Source organism: Rhodococcus sp. DMU1 (assembly GCF_012272955.1).
GTDB classification, from domain to species: domain Bacteria; phylum Actinomycetota; class Actinomycetes; order Mycobacteriales; family Mycobacteriaceae; genus Rhodococcus; species Rhodococcus aetherivorans.
In genome coordinates, this window is sequence record NZ_CP050952.1 from 5,360,302 (window position 1) to 5,376,322 (window position 16,021).

General features: G+C 69.2%; 15 protein-coding genes. 1 reads left to right on the top strand and 14 read right to left on the bottom strand.

Annotated elements, in window-relative coordinates; genetic code table 11:
- Nucleotides 1–5: 5 nt before the first annotated feature.
- The 3 genes from HFP48_RS24405 to HFP48_RS24415 form a co-directional block, all read right to left on the bottom strand.
- Entirely contained in the window at nucleotides 6–806 is an 801-nt protein-coding gene (locus HFP48_RS24405) for an enoyl-CoA hydratase (RefSeq protein WP_050035992.1), read from the bottom strand.
- Nucleotides 807–816: 10 nt separating this feature from the next.
- Nucleotides 817–1,728: an alpha/beta hydrolase gene (locus HFP48_RS24410; protein WP_072636401.1), complete on the bottom strand. Its 912-nt coding sequence runs from the start codon at nucleotides 1,726–1,728 to the stop codon at nucleotides 817–819.
- A gap of 177 nt (nucleotides 1,729–1,905) precedes the next feature.
- Nucleotides 1,906–2,880 (bottom strand): LLM class F420-dependent oxidoreductase, encoded by a 975-nt coding sequence (locus HFP48_RS24415; RefSeq protein WP_006939812.1) that lies wholly within the window; start codon nucleotides 2,878–2,880, stop codon nucleotides 1,906–1,908.
- An 84-nt stretch (nucleotides 2,881–2,964) separates the two neighbouring features.
- On the opposite strand from HFP48_RS24415, the gene HFP48_RS24420 reads away from it, so the two are divergent.
- A complete protein-coding gene (locus tag HFP48_RS24420; protein WP_168580197.1) occupies nucleotides 2,965–3,690 on the top strand; it encodes an MOSC N-terminal beta barrel domain-containing protein in 726 nt (241 codons plus the stop codon).
- An 86-nt stretch (nucleotides 3,691–3,776) separates the two neighbouring features.
- Here the strand turns inward: HFP48_RS24420 and fahA are convergent, their stop codons facing one another.
- The 11 genes from fahA to HFP48_RS24475 all read right to left on the bottom strand — a co-directional run bounded on the left by fahA (nucleotide 3,777) and on the right by HFP48_RS24475 (nucleotide 15,947).
- Nucleotides 3,777–4,964: a fumarylacetoacetase gene (gene fahA / locus HFP48_RS24425; protein ID WP_006939815.1), complete on the bottom strand. Its 1,188-nt coding sequence runs from the start codon at nucleotides 4,962–4,964 to the stop codon at nucleotides 3,777–3,779.
- Entirely contained in the window at nucleotides 4,961–5,845 is an 885-nt protein-coding gene (locus HFP48_RS24430; protein ID WP_168580198.1) for a hypothetical protein, read from the bottom strand. The genes fahA and HFP48_RS24430 overlap by 4 nt, the downstream gene beginning before the upstream one ends.
- Nucleotides 5,842–7,038: a cupin domain-containing protein gene (locus HFP48_RS24435; protein ID WP_006939821.1), complete on the bottom strand. Its 1,197-nt coding sequence runs from the start codon at nucleotides 7,036–7,038 to the stop codon at nucleotides 5,842–5,844. The genes HFP48_RS24430 and HFP48_RS24435 overlap by 4 nt, the downstream gene beginning before the upstream one ends.
- A gap of 114 nt (nucleotides 7,039–7,152) precedes the next feature.
- Nucleotides 7,153–7,686, bottom strand: coding sequence for a MarR family transcriptional regulator (locus HFP48_RS24440; protein WP_006939823.1), 534 nt, complete (start codon nucleotides 7,684–7,686; stop codon nucleotides 7,153–7,155).
- A 160-nt stretch (nucleotides 7,687–7,846) separates the two neighbouring features.
- Nucleotides 7,847–9,580 carry an iron ABC transporter permease gene (locus tag HFP48_RS24445; protein WP_168580199.1) on the bottom strand — a complete coding sequence of 578 codons (1,734 nt, stop codon included), beginning with the start codon at nucleotides 9,578–9,580 and terminating at the stop codon, nucleotides 7,847–7,849.
- Nucleotides 9,581–9,585: 5 nt separating this feature from the next.
- Nucleotides 9,586–10,752, bottom strand: a complete 1,167-nt coding sequence (locus tag HFP48_RS24450) for an ABC transporter ATP-binding protein (RefSeq protein ID WP_168580200.1) — start codon at nucleotides 10,750–10,752, stop codon at nucleotides 9,586–9,588.
- Between the two features lie 29 nt (nucleotides 10,753–10,781).
- Nucleotides 10,782–11,954 (bottom strand): acyl-CoA dehydrogenase family protein, encoded by a 1,173-nt coding sequence (locus tag HFP48_RS24455; protein ID WP_006939831.1) that lies wholly within the window; start codon nucleotides 11,952–11,954, stop codon nucleotides 10,782–10,784.
- Between the two features lie 40 nt (nucleotides 11,955–11,994).
- The gene (locus HFP48_RS24460) at nucleotides 11,995–12,276 is read right to left on the bottom strand and encodes a hypothetical protein (RefSeq protein ID WP_006939834.1); all 282 of its coding nucleotides are present in this window, start codon (nucleotides 12,274–12,276) and stop codon (nucleotides 11,995–11,997) included.
- Nucleotides 12,277–12,319: 43 nt separating this feature from the next.
- Entirely contained in the window at nucleotides 12,320–13,381 is a 1,062-nt protein-coding gene (locus tag HFP48_RS24465) for an extracellular solute-binding protein (RefSeq protein ID WP_065921999.1), read from the bottom strand.
- 81 nt (nucleotides 13,382–13,462) lie between these two features.
- Nucleotides 13,463–14,707, bottom strand: coding sequence for an acyl-CoA dehydrogenase family protein (locus HFP48_RS24470; protein WP_168580201.1), 1,245 nt, complete (start codon nucleotides 14,705–14,707; stop codon nucleotides 13,463–13,465).
- Nucleotides 14,708–14,771: 64 nt separating this feature from the next.
- Complete coding sequence (locus tag HFP48_RS24475; protein ID WP_029546410.1) at nucleotides 14,772–15,947, bottom strand: amidohydrolase family protein; 1,176 nt, start codon at nucleotides 15,945–15,947, stop codon at nucleotides 14,772–14,774.
- Between the last annotated feature and the right edge of the window lie 74 nt (nucleotides 15,948–16,021).

Here is a 16,021-nt window from a genome sequence, read left to right on the forward strand (position 1 = left end):
TAAGCCTAGCGGCCCTGCCATACGGGACGGCGCTTCTCCACGAACGCGGTCATGCCTTCCTGCGCATCGCAGATCATCGCGTTGGTCGCCATGGTCTCGGCCATCGCCTCGTAGGCCTGTTCCTGCGGCAGCTCGATCTGCCGGTAGAAGGCCTCCTTGCCGATCCGCACCGTCGCCGGCGACGCCGAGACGATCTTCGCGGCCAGCGCGGCGGTCTCGGTTTCCAGCGCCGCCGGGTCGACGACGAAGTTGACCAGCCCCCAGTCCGCGGCCGTCTCCGCATCGATGGTTTCGCCCGTGAGCAGCATCTGCATGGCCCGCTTGCGCCCCACCGCGCGGCTGAGCGCGACCATCGGCGTGGAGCAGAACAGGCCGATCTTCACCCCCGGGGTGCCGAACACCGCGTCCGACGACGCGACCGCCAGGTCGCACGACGCCACCAGCTGGCACCCGGCCGCGACGGCCGCACCCTGCACCGACGCGATCACCGGCTGCGGCACCGACTGCACGGTCTGCATCATCTCGGTGCAGGTGTCGAAGATGACCCGCTCGTCCTCGAGGGTGCGGCCGATCATCTCGCGCAGGTCGTGACCGGCGGAGAACACCGGCCCCTCGGCGCGGATCACGATCACCCGGGTCGCGGACTCCGCGGACAGCGCGCGCAGTCCCATCGTGACCTCGCGCATCGCCGCCGCGGACAACGGGTTTCGCTGATCGGGACGGTTCAGGGTGAGCAGGCCGATGCCGGAGGCCTCGTCGACGGCGATGAGAACGGCGGCGGGCTGGTCGGTGCGCGTGTCGGTCATGTGCTCCTGCCTACACGACCCCGACGGGGGTGGCCACCCCCCGAACGTGGGTGAGCAGTCGCAGCAGCGCGGCCGCCACCTCGTCGGCGCGCTCGACGATGAGCGAGTGCCCCGCGCCGTCGACCCGCACCAGTTCGGCGGCCGGCAGCCGCGCGGCGATGGCCCGCGAATGCGCGAACGGGGTCAGCTCGTCGGCCGACCCGCCGACCACCAGGACCGGGATCGCCGCGAGCACGGCCAGCGCCGCCGACTCGTCCAGCACCGCGAACGCCGCAAGGAAACGCGAGAGCGTCACGATCGACGTCTCGTTCGTCAGGGTCGTCGCCAGCGAACGCGCCCACGAATCCGTGGTGCCGCGACGGACCACCGGCGCGCACATCCGCCCGCCGACGCGCATCGATCCCTGCATCACCCGCGGCGCCCGTCGCACCGCGCGGTGCAGCACGGACACCGCCGGGTGCCGCAGGTAGCGGCCGAGCCCCAGGTCGGCCAGGCCGCTCGCCGCGGTCGCGACGAGCGCGGCGGCGACGACGCGGCTGCCGATCGCCTCCGGGTACAGCCGTGCGTAGGCCATCGCCACCATCCCGCCCATCGAGTGCCCCGCCAGCACCACGGGCCCGCGGGGCACGACGGTGCGCAGCACGGCGTCGAGGTCGTGGGCGAGCTGCTCGATGGTGTACGTCTCGGGCGCGCCGACCCCCGACCGGCCGTGACCGCGCTGGTCGTAGGCGACGATGCGGACCGCCGCGCCGGCCTGCCCGGCAAGGCGCTCGCGCACCGCCGACCAGCTGTCGGTGCGCAGGCAGTGCCCGTGCACCAGCACGACCGTGACGGGCGCGTCGGCGGGTCCGTGCACCCGCACCGACAGGGGCAGGCCGTCGTCGGCGGCGACGGTCACCCGACGCAGATCCGGTCCAGGCATCGCGGCCTCCCAGCGGTCGATCTGCCCGGAATGTCGTCGGTGCCCGACGGGGACGTTACCGCCGCGACCGAATCGTGACGACGCTCGGCGCCGAACCGATCGGCACGGAACTGCCGCACGGTTCCCGGACAGTGGCGCGCTCGATTCGCGGTCGACCGCCCGGCGCGGATCCGGCACTCAGCGTGGGGCGAGGGCCCGGATCATCTCCGTAGGATCGCCCGCGGTGGTCATCGCGATCACGGGGGTGGTCACACCCGCCTCGACGTACCGTTCGATGTGCTCCCGGCACGCCTCCGGCGGCCCGTGCACGACCAGCTGGTCCACCACGTGATCCGGGATCGCGGCGAGGGCCGCCGACCGCTCCCCCTCCCCCCACAGCCGCCACATGCCCTCGAAATCCTCGCTGCGGCCCAGGAATTCGTGGAAGGCGCGGTAGACGGGGACGTTCATGTAGGCGGCGATCATGCGACGGCCGATGCTGCGGGCGGTCTCGGCGTCGAAGCCGGGCAGCACGAAGATGCGGGCGACGATCTCCTTGCCCGCTCCACCCTCGTGCACGTACGGCGCGACGGTGCGCACGTCGTCGGCCGAGAGCCAGTTGACGATCGCACCGTCGGCCTCGCGTCCGGCGAGGCGCAGCATGCCGGGCCGCAGGGCGGCGAGCAGCAGGGGCGGGGCGGGATCGGGGACGAGGCCGGCCCGGAACCCGCTGACCTCGAACGTGTCGTACTTGTGGGTGACCTTCTCACCGGCGAGCGCGGCGCGCAGGAACTGCAGCGTGTCGCGGGCCCGCTTGAACGGCTCCTCGAACGGGGTGCTGTTCCACTTCTCGACGATCACGTTGGACGAGGTTCCGACGCCGAGGACGAAGCGGCCCGGGGCGGCGGCGGCGAGAGTGGCCGCGGAGATCGCCAGGGTGGCCGGGCCGCGCGTGAACACCGGGACGATCGCGGTGCCCAGGCGCAGCGTCGGCGCCCACACACTCGCCAGCGCCAGGGGCGTGAAGGCGTCGGCCACGCTGCTCTCGGACGACCACACGTCGGTGTAGCCGAGGTCGGGCAGTTCGGCGATCAGGTTTCGCTGATCCGGCAGGGAAATGCCGTCGAGAGGGATAGTCAGGCCCCAACGGCGCGGCGTCGCATCATCGCTCATACGCCACACCTTAGGCTGCGCCGGTGCGCCCTTCGGGCTGCCAGGACCGCCCGAAGGACACACCGGTCCGTATGCTGGCCCGTTGTGCAGGTCTCTCAGCTCTGGCGTTACCCGGTCAAGTCGTTCGGCGGCGAGCAACTGCAGTCGGCGGCGATCGAGTCCGACGGGCTGCGCGGCGACCACATGTGGGCGGTGATCGACGCCGAGACCGGCACCGTCGCGTCAGCGAAGAAGGTGCGGGCCTGGTCGCGGCTGCTCGAGTGCCGTGCCCGCCTGCTCGACGACGCCGACCCGTCGGATCCGTCCGTCCTCGAGATCAAGCTGCCCGACGGCCGGTGCACCCGCGGCGACGACCCGCGCACCCCCGGGCTGCTGTCCGAGCTGACCGGGCGTGCGTTGACCCTGGAGGCCCGCCCCCGCACCTACGACGAGGCGCCGCTGCACCTGCTCACGACGGCCGCCGTGGAGGCGCTCGGCACGGGCGACACCGCCGGTGTCGCGCTGCGCCGCTTCCGGCCCAACCTCGTGGTCTCGACCGACGACACCGGATTCGTCGAGGACGACTGGCTGGGCCGGCGTATCGAGGCCGGTTCCGTCGCGCTCGTGCCGACGCAGCGCACGGCGCGGTGTGTGATGGTGACGCTGCCGCACCAGGAGGTGCCGGCCCGGCGCGACATGCTGCGCACCGTCACCGACCGCAACCGCGTCCCGAACCGGGCGGGCGGCAAGCCCGCCCCCTGCATCGGCGTCTACGCCGACGTGGTATCGGACGGCGTTCTGGCCGTGGGTGATTCGCTGATCGTCCGCTGAAACGGATCCGCGCGCCGACCGGACGTCGACGCGCGGAATGCACCGCGCCGCTGTCGAACCGGCGCGCGGATCCGGGGAGAGTCGGCTCAGCGGCCGGCGTCCTTCGCGGGCAGGATGCGGGTGCGGACCTCGCCGAAGCCGATGCGGGTGCCGTCCGGACCCGGCGCGGTCGCGGAGATCGCGATCTCGTCGCCGTCCTCGAGGAAGGTGCGGGTCTCGTCGCCGACCTGAACCGGTTCCTTACCGCCCCAGGTGAGTTCGATGAACGCGCCGCGCTGGTCCTTCTCCGGCCCGGAGATGGTGCCGGATCCGAACAGGTCGCCGGTGCGGGTGGCGGCACCGTTGACGGACGTGTGCGCGAGCATTTGCGCCGGCGACCAGTACATCTGGGCGTACGGCGGACGCGAGACGACGTGGCCGTTCCATTCGACCTCGAGATCGATGTCCAGGCCCCACTTCTCGGTGCCCTTCAGGTACGGCAGCGGCTCCGGGTCCTGCACCGGGGTGTCGACGCGGGCGGCCTCGAGCGCGGCCAGCGGCACGACCCACGGCGAGATGGAGGTCGCGAAGGACTTGCCGAGGTTCGGGCCGAGCGGAACGTACTCCCACGCCTGGATGTCACGGGCCGACCAGTCGTTGAGGATGACGGCCCCGAAGCAGTGGTCGGCGAACTCGTCCGGGGTGATCGACGATCCCATCGGCGAGCCGACACCGACGACGAAGCCCATCTCGGCCTCGATGTCGAGACGGATCGACGGACCGAAGACGGGCGCCGGGTCGTTGGGGCCCTTGCGCTGGCCACACGGGCGCACGATGTCCACGCCGGAAACGACGACGGTGCTCGAGCGGCCGTGGTAGCCGACCGGCAGGTGCTTCCAGTTCGGCATCAGCGGCGACGGATTGTCGGGCCGGAACAGCCGTCCGAGGTTCGACGCGTGGTTCTCCGACGCGTAGAAATCGACGTAGTCGGCGACCTCGATCGGCAGGTGCAGTTCGACGTCCGCGACGGCGTGCACGGCCTCGGCGGGCACGTCCCCGGTGACCAGGCTCTGCAGCGCGGCGCGCACCTCGTCCCAGCGGGCGCGGCCCTGCGCCATGAAGGCGTTGAGGGTGGGCTCGGCGAAGGCGGGGTCGTCGAACACGACGGAGAGGTCGAGGACGGAGTCACCGACGCGCACACCGACGCGGGGCTCCGTTCCGGCCGTGGAGAACACACCGTAGGGCAGGTTGTTCGCGCCGAAGAGCGAACCTTCCGGAATGTCGATGACGGTCATGCAAGGGATCCTTCGGTGATCGGGGACATCGTCGACGGGGCCAGGCCGACCTCGACGAGATCGGCGAGCGGCTCCGCAATGCTGCAGGTGCCGAACGAGCGGAAGCTGTTGCGCAGCTCTTCGATTCGAGCAGGCGACAGGTCGCGCAGTCGGGCGGCGAGGCCGGCGCCGTCCCGGTCGGCGAGCACCGCCGCGACGGCCGCGGTGTCCGCACCGTCGAGCACGGCGTCGACGGCGGCGAGCACGTTGAGGAATCCGTGCTGTTCGAATCCGGTGTGCGGGTCGGTGTTGCGGACCGCGTGGTGCAGGCCCGCCGTGGCCTTGAACGGGACCTTCGTGCGGACTACGGTCGAGAGGGCGTCGGCGAGTTCCCGTTCGTCGGGGTACGCCTCCGCGACGACCCCGCCCGTGCGGAACTTCGCCGCGTAACGCGACCCCACGAGTCCCTGGAGGATCTCGGCGCGGCGCTCGTCGCGCGGGACCTCCACGAACAGTGCGACTCCGGGGTACTCGGCGGCGATCAGGTCGAGGGCGACGAGCACACCGGCGGGGCTCTCCCCGGCGGGCACGGCGATCTCGAGGGCGGCCACGGTGACGCCGTCGACGTCGCGCAGGCTCTCCATCGCGGGAACGACCGCGGACGGCCCGCCCGGAACGGTCATGCTCAGGGTGAGGTCGCCCCCGAACGGGCGCTGTCCGAGTGCCTCGAGCAACTCCGGGATCCGCGGCGCCGGGAACACGAACGTGCCCACCAGCCCGGCATGGTCGGCGACGCGGTGCGCGGCGTGGGCCGGCAGGGCGCGATCGAGCGGGGCGTTGCCGGGCGGGAACAGCGCGGCGTCGTCGCACAGTTCCGTCAGCAGGGCTCCGAGAGTGCTCACTTCTGCAGCCCCCGGTTCCAGCTTCCGGCGTAGGCCGCATCCTCGCACGCGAGCGCACCCTCGCCGAGTTCGAGCGGCCGGAACGTGTCCACCATGACGGCGAGCTCGTCGAAGAAGTCGACGCCGATGCTCCGCTCGTAGGCACCGGGCTGCGGACCGTGGGCGTGGCCGCCGGGATGGACGGAGATCGAACCCTGGCCGATGCCGGAGCCCTTGCGGGCCTCGTAGTCGCCGCCGCAGTAGAACATGATCTCGTCGGAGTCGACGTTGGAGTGGTAGTACGGCACCGGGATCGCCAGCGGGTGGTAGTCCACCTTGCGGGGCACGAAGTTGCAGATGACGAAGTTGTTGCCCTCGAACGCCTGGTGCGCCGGCGGCGGCTGGTGGACTCGGCCGGTGATGGGCTCGTAGTCGTGGATGCTGAAGGTGTACGGGTACAGGCAGCCGTCCCAACCGACGACGTCGAACGGGTGGTTGGGCACGAGGTAGCGGGTGCCGACGATGCCGTGCGAGGTGCGGTGCTTGACCAGGACCTCGACGTTGGTGTCCTCCACCTGGATCAGCTCGGTCGGGCCGTGCAGGTCGCGCTCGCAGAACGGCGCGTGCTCGAGGAACTGGCCGAACCGCGACAGGAAGCGCTTCGGCGGGACGATGTGGCTGTTGGCCTCGATGACATAGGCGCGCAGCGGCTCGTCGCCGGTGGGGATCCAGCGGTGCGTGGTGGCCATCGGCAGCAGTACGTAGTCGCCGGCCTTCGCGTCGAGCACACCGAAAACGGTCTCGACGCGGGCGGTGCCGGACTCGACGTAGACCATCTCGTCGCCGACGACGTTGCGGTAGAGCGGCGACTCCTTCGTCGAGACGACGTAGGAGAGGCGCACGTCCGCGTTGCCGAGGATCAGCCGGCGGCCGGTGACGACGTCGGTCTCGGCCCAGACGGTCTCCGGGAACAGATCGTGCAGCTTCAGGTGGCGCGGCTTGAGGGGGTGGTTCGGGGTGGTGGCCTGCTCGGGCAGCTTCCACTCGGTCGCGTCGACGATGGCCGACGGGATGTGGCGGTGGTAGAGCAGCGCCGAGTCCGAGGAGAAGCCCTCCTCGCCCATCAGCTCCTCGTAGAACAACCCGCCGTCCTCGTTGCGGTGCTGCGTGTGCCGCTTCGGCGGGATGACGCCGAGCTGTCGATAGAACGCCATGGGATTCCGCTCCTCGGGCTCTGGGTGGCTGATCCGCGGAGATCCCCCGCGGTGTTAGTAAATACCTTAACTAGTTTTCGGACGTGAGCGCAACCACATCGGGAAGATCGGTTGTCAGTTGCGGTCGCGCATATCGAACCGGCTGCGCTTGGTGATGAGCTTGTTGAGCAGCATGACGAGGATCTGCTGCTCCGCCTCGGTCAGCACATCGACCCAGGCAGCCTCGCGCTCGTTCTGGGCGCGGAACGTCTCCACGATCTCCCGCTCGCCGGCCTCGGTGAGCGACAAGCGGACCGACCGGCCGTCCTCCGGATCCGGGGTGCGAGCCAGCAGGCCGGCCTCGACCAGCGGTTTCGCCAGATTGGAGACAGCGGCGCGGCTCATGCCGGTGAGCTTGGCGGCCACCTTCGGCTCGATGGGGCCGGCAAGCCAGGTGACGAACATCAGGCGGTACGCCGACCACGACCGCCCCCTCGGGCGGTGCACGGCCGCCTCCAGGTCGTACGTGACGATGTCGGAGGCCCGGTTGAGGGTCAGCAGCACCTCGGTGGCCTGCTCGTGGTAATCGCCGTATCGGCTGCTCAGGCGCCGGTTCGCGAGTTCGACGAAGGACCAGTAGTCGAGGTCGCGGGCGTCCGCTTCGGTCATGGGCGCCACCTTATCCGAGGACGGCCGCGTTAGTATATGTGTTAATCAATTCCGATACGGAAACCCGGGCTGTCCGCCGTTGTGTGTCGGCACCGCACAATCGGGCAGAACGCACGACCGCCCGGCCGACACGTGGTCGGCCGGGCGGTCCGGGGACATGTCACATCTTGCTCATCGCGTCCGCGCCGCCGGCGAGCATCGCCGCAGTGACACCCACGGCGGTCACGCCCGTCATCACGAGGGCCACGGCGGCCACCAGCGGGTACCCGCCGTTGGACCAGTACTCGAACAGGGTGGTGCCCATGACCTGGGTCCGGGACGCGCGCACGAGCAGCGACGCCGTGAACTCGTGGGTGAGCAGCACGAACAGCAGTGCCGCGGTGCCGCCCAAGCTGCCGCGCATGAGCGGCAGCAGGATCTTCACATTCGTGGCGACGAAGCCCGCGCCGCTGACGCGGGACGCTTCGAGGTAGCTGTCGCCGAGCGCGAGCATCGACGACAGCTGCATGCGGGTCGCGAACGGCAGCATGAGCGTGACGTACACCAGAATCACGACCCACGGCGTGCCGTACAGGATGATCGGACCGGTGGTGTAGGTCAGCAGGAACGCTGCGCCGAAGATCACGGCTGGAACTCCGAGCGGCATCGATACCAGAACGTCGACGAGGAGGCGAAGGGCCGGGTAGCGCTGGCCGCGCACGATCAGGCCGGCCGCGACGAAGCCGAGCGGCAGCACGATCGCCATGGCCGCGAACGAGAACATCAAGCTGTTGCCGACCGCGGCCGGCACGGCCGTGCCGGAGAAGATCGTGCGGAAGTTGTCGAACGTCAGGGTCGAGAAGTCGATGGTGCCGCGCCAGTATCGGGACAGCGCGACGAACACCAGGGCGAGCAGCGGCAGGATCGTCGACAGCAGCGAGAACACCAGGATCACCGCGACGCCGGCCTTGGAGGGCCGACCCTGTGATTTGAACGCCTTGCCGCCGTGCGTGACGAACCGACGCTGATTTCCGAGCATCGCCTTCTGCGCGAACACCACGACGACACCGACGACGAGCAGCGGTGAGCCGAGCGCTGCGGCGGTCGCGAACTGCGCGGGACTGTCACTGATCTGGAAGTACATCTCGGTCGTGAGCACGCTGACGCCGGAGTTGGTGCCCAGAAGCAGTGGTCCGGTGAACTGGCCGAGACCGAGCAGCAGCGCGACACCGGAGCCGTAGATGAGGGTCGGGCGCAGCAGCGGAAGGGTGATCCTGAAAAAGACCTTCCATTCCGGCATGCCGGAAACCTGTGCGGCCTCGATCATCTCGGAGTTGATGTTCTCGAATCCAGAGCGGACGAACATGAAGACGAACGAACTCAGCGAGAAGCCGGTGATGATGACGATCCACTCGATCGAGTAGATGTCGACCGGGCCTTCCTCGAGGTGCGACCACCACGGCAGATTCCGCAGCATGGCGTTGAGGTAGCCGGGCCGCGGCGACAGCAGAAACGCCCAGCCGACGATCGAGGCGACAGCCGGAATGACGATGGGCAGAATCGGCAGGACTTCGAGGAACGCGAATCGGCGGGGCAGGCGGCTGGCCGCCCACGCCAGAGCGGTTCCCAGCACCATCGCGATGGCCAGTGATCCGATCGCCAATCCAAGTGTGTACCAGAGGATCTGACCGATACGCGACAATCCGAATGCCCGCGAGTAACCGGCAGCGCCGTCCTCGAACGCGGTCAGTTGCAGGCGCACGATCGGGAGGACGACCAGGTAGGCGAGCAACGCGGTGAACGCGACGACACCCATTCGGCGTGCCCCGGCGCGCACCGCCGTATTCCGCATGCCGTTCGGGGCGGTTGTGACGGACTCGTGCTCCTCGGTCCGTGGCAGTGTCAGAATCGCCATCGCCCTCACCCCACCAGGGCGCTGACGAGCGCCTGCTGATCCATCGGCAGCGCCTTGCCGTCGGTGTCGAAGGTGCGCCCGTCGATCGGGTCGAAGGCGAGAACCATCCGCGCATCGCGTTCGATCAGCCGCGGTGCGCGGAACGAATCGAACGTCGCGACGCGGGCGTGCAACTGGCGGCGTTGGGAGCCCTCGACCGCGACCGAGAGCATGACGTCCAGGTGCAGGCCACCGTACTCGACGTCGTCGACGTTGACGAACATGCCCGCCTCGCCGGGCTGCAGGTCCGCCACGTCCGGGACCAGGCGTACCTTTTCGGGGCGCAGGCGCACCACGAACGCGCCGACCGACGCGGCCGCACGCGGCTGCATGCCGTGGATCTCGGTGCCCAACGCGTACCAGCGGCCGTCGACGTACTCGCACGGGACCCGGTTCGACATGCCGGTGAAACCCGCGACGTACTCGTCGACCGGCTCCTCGAAGACCTCGCGGGGCGGGCCCATCTGGACGATGCTGCCCGACCTCATGATCGCCATCCGGGTTCCCAGAGCGAGGGCTTCGCTCTGGTCGTGCGTGACGAACACCGCGGTGAACGGCTTGCGCTGGTGCAGGTCGTGGAGCTCCGCGCGCACCTGGTCGCGCAGGCGGGCGTCGAGGTTGCTCAGCGGCTCGTCGAACAGCACCAGGTCAGGGTGGGAGACCAAGCCGCGGGCCAGAGCCACGCGCTGCTGCTGACCGCCGGACAGCTCGGCGGGGAGACGGTCGAGCAACCGCTCGCAGTCCACCAGCGCCGCGGTCTCCTCGACGCGCCCGCTCGCGAGAGCGTCGGTGAGCTTGCGGGACTTGAGCGGATAGGCGATGTTCTTGCGCACAGTCATGTGCGGCCACAGAGCGTAGGACTGGAACACCATTCCGATGAACCGCTTGTCCGGGGTGAGGTTGATGCCGCGCTGCCGGTCGAACACCACCTGGTCGCCGAGGGTGATGGAGCCTCCGGCCGGCTGTTCGAGGCCCGCGAGGCAGCGGAGTGTCGTGGTCTTGCCGCAGCCCGACGGGCCGAGCAGCACGAGGAATTCGCCGTCCTCGATCTCGAGGTCGAGGTGGTCGACGGCGACGGTGGGTGGTTTTCCGTCGAAGTTCTTGAGCAGCTGGCGTACGGAGACGTGGGACACGGTGTACTCGCTTTCTGAACGAGCGGGGTTCAGGACTCGGTGGAGGAGAGCACGGCGGATGCCGGCTCTTGCCTCGGATCGGTGGATGCCTCGCTGCTTGTCGCGGCGCCTGCCGCGGCCAGAGCATAGAGGCGCTGGGCATGATCGTCACCGCTCCCCCACAGGACGCCGGAAGTCAGAGCACGGCGGTAGTACAGGTGTGCGGTGTGTTCCCAGGTGAAGCCGATGCCGCCGTGCACCTGGACGTTCTTCTCGACGGCGAGGCGTGCAGCGTCCCCGCAGGCGAGGGCTGCGATCGCAGCGGCCTCGGCCAGATCGTCGTCGCTCCCCTCCACGACGGCCCACACGGCGTGGGCAACGGCGGACTCGGCGAGTTCGACGGCCACGGAGACCTCGGCGAGCATGTGCTTGATCGCCTGGAATCCGCCGATGACGCGGCCGAACTGGACGCGCCGGCCGGCGTAGTCGACGGCATTGGCCAGGCAGGTACGCGCGACGCCCAGGCTCTCGCACGCGAGGGCCACGACCGCCCTGTCGTGGATCCACCCGAGTGGAGCGCGCTCCGCGAGGACGGTCGCCGGGGCGGCCTCGGCACGAACCCGGGACAAGATCCGGGTCGCATCGGTAGTGTCCATCCGCTCGGACGTGAGCACGGCTGCGTCGACGGCGTAGAGGCCCACCGTCCCGGATTCGTCGACGGCGGGCAGCAGCACGGTGTCGGCGACGTCGCCATCCACGACGAAACCGGCTCGGCCCGTCACGAACACGTCGTCACCCACGTGTTCGGCCCGAAATCCGGGGTCCGTACCCGGTGCGGTGACGACCGTGGCGACGACGGTCTCCCCCGTCGCGATGCCGGCGAGCAGCTCCGCGGCACGCGGCGCGCCGTCGCAGCGCGACAACGCCGCGGCGGCAACGACGCCGCTGAGGACCGGGACCCTGCACAGTTCCGCACCGAGCAGCTCGAGGACGGCGGCGACGTCGGCGAACGACGCGCCGAGACCACCGGCGGCCTCCGGAACGGCGAGTGCACCCACGCCGATCTCGGTGCCCAGCACGGCCCACAGGTCACGATCGACCGGACCGTCGCGGTATACGCGCTCCGCGCGTCCGTCGACCGGGTCCGTCCGACGGATCACCGAGCGGATGGTGTCGGTGAGCAACGCGGTGTCCTCTGCCGCGGCCGAGGTTCCGAGAATCATGCTGTCGCCTTTCGTGGATGAGGGAGCGCCGGGTGCCCGGTCAGTCCGAGGACGGGAGGGGCTTTGCCTGCTTCTGGCTGAGGACCTCGTCGCCGACCGCGAGCGGCCCGGCGCCGCCGCGCACGACCACGACCTCGACGCCGCCACCGGAGTAGCGCTTACCCATGAGAAGCTCGCCGCCCTGCGCGGGTGCGGCCGGCGCCGCATCCGCACTCATCGGCTCGCCGCCGCACAGCAGCGGCCCCGTCGCGCCGTCGTCGATACGGACGACGATGACCTCCGCGGTGCACACCGCGCTCTTCAAACGTTCACCGACGTTCATCGGAAGTTCCTCTCGTGTCAGGTCCGTACCGAACCCGGTGTGCTTATTGGGAAGCGCCGAACAACTGCTCGAACTCGGCGCGGAAGGCCTCCACATCGGCGGCGGTGACGGTCCGCGAGTTGACCCAGATGTTCTCGGCCGGAGTCGCCGCCGTCGCGATGTCGGGCAGGACCGCGCCGGCCCGGTTGGCGACCGCTTCCTGACCGGCCTTGGTCACGAGGAAGTTCGCGAACAGTTGCGCCGCGTTGGGATGCGGAGCGGCGCCGCTGACGCCCGTGTAGAAGGCCGCACCGAACACCGGCTTCGGCATGGCCGACTCGACCGGAGCGCCGGCCGCCTTCTCGGCGGTCAGCGGGACGGTGTAGACGGTGGCGGCGAGTTCCCCGGAGGCCAGGGCCTGACCCATTGCCTGCGCACCCGGATAGGTGCGTGGTTGCTGCGCGGCGAGTTTCGCGACGAAGTCGGGTGAGACAGTGTCGGCGAGGTAGTCGTAGAAGTCGACGATCGCTGCGGATACCGGCAGGATCACGCCGATCTTGCCGCCGGCCAGCTCGGGGGCGAGCAGGTCCTCGTAGCTGTCCATGCCCTCGGGGACCCGGTCGGTGTTCCAGCCGTAGGTGAGCACGGCCGCCGACGAGGTGAAGATCGTGTCGCCGATCATGAACTTCTCACTGTCGAACTCGGCTGCGTCGAACGCCGGGCCGGTGACCGGGGCGTAGTAGCCCTCGGCGATACGCTCGTCGACCCACGGGCGGGCCGCCGAGGCGACGACATCGGCGACCTGCCGGCCGGTCGAGGCCTCCGCGGCCAGTTTGGTCTGCAGATTCGCGTCGTTGTCGCGGACGATGTCGACCGTGACCCCGTACGCCGACTCGAAGCGGTTGGCGAGGTTCTCGAGATTGTCGGTCGCCTGCCCGGTGTAATACGTCACCGAGCCCTCCTGCTTGGCCGCCTCGATCACCTCCTGCCACGCGGCGTCCCCCTGCGGGCCCAGGTCCTCTGCGGCGACCTCGGTGGTGGTGCCGGAACCGCAGGCGACCGCGGTGAACGTCAGCGCGGCGACCCCCAGTCCGGCGATCGTGCGGCGCAGCGTCGAGATTCTCATGGAACACGGCCTTTCGTGAAGAGCAGTACTCGAGGGGTAGTACACAAGGGTGATGTTCGGATCGTGGCGCCGAGGGTCGGCTCAGGCGGTCGCGGCGGCGGCACGGGCGCGCGCTTCCCGCCAGGTCACTCCGCGGTCGACTCGAACTTCCGGCGGCAGTCCGAGCAGTCGCTTGGCAACGATGTTGCGCTGGATCTCGTCGGAGCCACCGGCGATGCTGTACCCGGGCGCGCCGAGCACGTGCGCGTTCCAGCCGAACGTGCCCGGCACGCCGGTGTCCGCGACGAGATCACGTCCGAGGATGATGCGCGCAGCCTCGGAGACCGCGGCGAGCTTGTCGACCCACTGGATCTTGCGCACCGACCCGACCGCCGTCGGGGCGGCGTCGGCCTCCCGGGCCTGACGATCTCGCAGCATGTCGACCTGGGCGAGCTTCTGCCGCAGGTAGACCCGCGCGAGGAGCTCGCGCACCCGCGGATCGGTGTCGCGGCCGAGAGTGCGGGCGGTGGCGAGGAGCTGGTCGAACTGCCCGCCGACGTTCGCCGAGTTGGACCCGCCCTCCCGCTCGAACGCCAGCGTGGTCAGCGCGACGGACCAGCCCTTGCCGATTCCACCCAGGCGCAGCGAATCGGGGATGCGCACCCGGTCGAGGAAGACCTCGTTGAAGCTGCTGCCACCGGACATCTGCCGGATCGGGCGGATCTCGACACCCGGGGCGTCCAGCGGAATCAGAAACGCCGTCATGCCCGCATGCTTGGGCTGGTCCGGGTCGGTGCGCGCGATGAGTTCACCCCAGTCGGCGAACTGTGCGCCCGAAGTCCACACCTTCTGTCCGGTGATCACCCAGTCGTCGCCGTCGCGCACGGCTCGGGTACCCAGGTTCGCCAGATCGGATCCGGCATCGGGCTCGGAGAAGAGCTGGCACGCAAGCAGGTCGCCTCGCAGCATCGCAGGCAGGAACTCGCGCTTCTGCCCCTCCGTTCCGAGGAGCCGAATAGTAGGAGCGATCAGATGCATTGTCACGGAGAATAATTCGTGCGGTCGCAAAGGACAGTGATCGTTCTCGATACGGGAGAACGCCTCCGCGACATCGGCGCCGAGACCTGCGCCACCGAACTCCTCCGGCCAGTCGAGAGCGCCGTAGCCGGCTTCGAGCTTGACCTTCTGCCACACGCGGTGCTGATCGAGTAGTGCCTTCTCCTCGTCGAATCCGAGATCGTGGAACACGGCCACGTCGTAAGGGTCGTCGACCCGGTCGAACCCGAGTCGGGCGACGTTCTCGACGACCCACGCGCGGGCGCGGGACTCGAACTCCGAGAGGGACATCTTTCCTCCACAGTGCTGGGCCGTGCGAATGCGCGGCAGACGGGGTAGCGGCGGGGCTGCGGACTCAGGAGTCCAGGTTGTACAGCGCGGCGGCGTTGTCGTGCAGGATCTTCCGGGCGTCCGCCTCGGACAGGTGTGCGAAGTTGCGACGCAGGTACTCGTCGGGAGCCAGCGCATCGGAGGCCGGACCGGGCGACATCGACGTCGGGTGCGGGTAATCGGTTTCGTACAGGACGTTGTCGGCGCCGAGCTGCTCGATCGCGCTGCGGGCCGAGTCCTGCTCGAACCAGAAGCAGCCGTAGATCTGCCGCTTGAAGTACTCGCTGGGGAGCAGTTCGTACTCCGGGTGCTCCTTGTGCACACCCGAGTTCTTCCACTGCCAGTCCAGGCCCTCGAGCGCGAACGGGATCCAGCCGATGCCCGACTCGACCGAGACGAACTTCAGGTCGGGGAATCGATCGCAGATGCCGCCGCAGATGAGCTGAGAGATGGTGCGGGCGTTGTCCATGAAGAACGAGATGCCCATCATCGCGTAGTTGGCGTGCACGCCGTTGCTCTCGTGGCCGAAGCCGCTGAGGTCGACCTCGCCGGACGCGATGTGGAAGTTGATCGGCAGCTTCTTCTCCTGCGCCGAAGCCCACAGGCGGTCCCAGTACGGGTCGGTGAGCATCGGCAGACCGAATGCCGCCGGATTCTGCGTGAAGACGAGCCCCTTGTGACCCGCCGCGGCGACGCGCTCGACCTCGGCGAGCGTGGCCTCCATGTCCCAGAAAGGCAGAATGCCGACCGGAATGTACCGCCCTGGAGCGAATTGCGCCCACTCGCTCAGGTAGTCGTTGTAGGCCTTGATGCACGCGATCTGCAACTCGTTGTCACCGTTGGACTGCAGCGTCTTGGAGCTGAACACCGCGACGTTGGGGTAGAGGATCTGCGCGTGGATGCCGTAGTCGTCCATGATCGTCAGGCGCTTGGCCGGATCCCACGAGCGCGGGTCGGTGTCCTCGAATCGCGGCGGGCAGCTCGGCGGGTACTCGTGCCAGCCGGCCATCGCCGGCGAACCGACCGCGCTCATGCGCTTGCCGGCAACGAACCACGCCTGGTCACCGCGGTGATCGTCCCAGCGCACGTGCGGCACCAGATCGCCCCACTTCTTGGTCGACATCCGCGATGTCCACAGGTCCGGGGGCTCGACGACATGGGTGTCGGTGTCGATGATCTTGATATCGCGAAGGTCGTACACGTAATCCTCCTGAGAATCGGATGGAGTTCGAACGGAAGATCCGCTCGGCGGATTGCATGCCCTTACCATTAGGA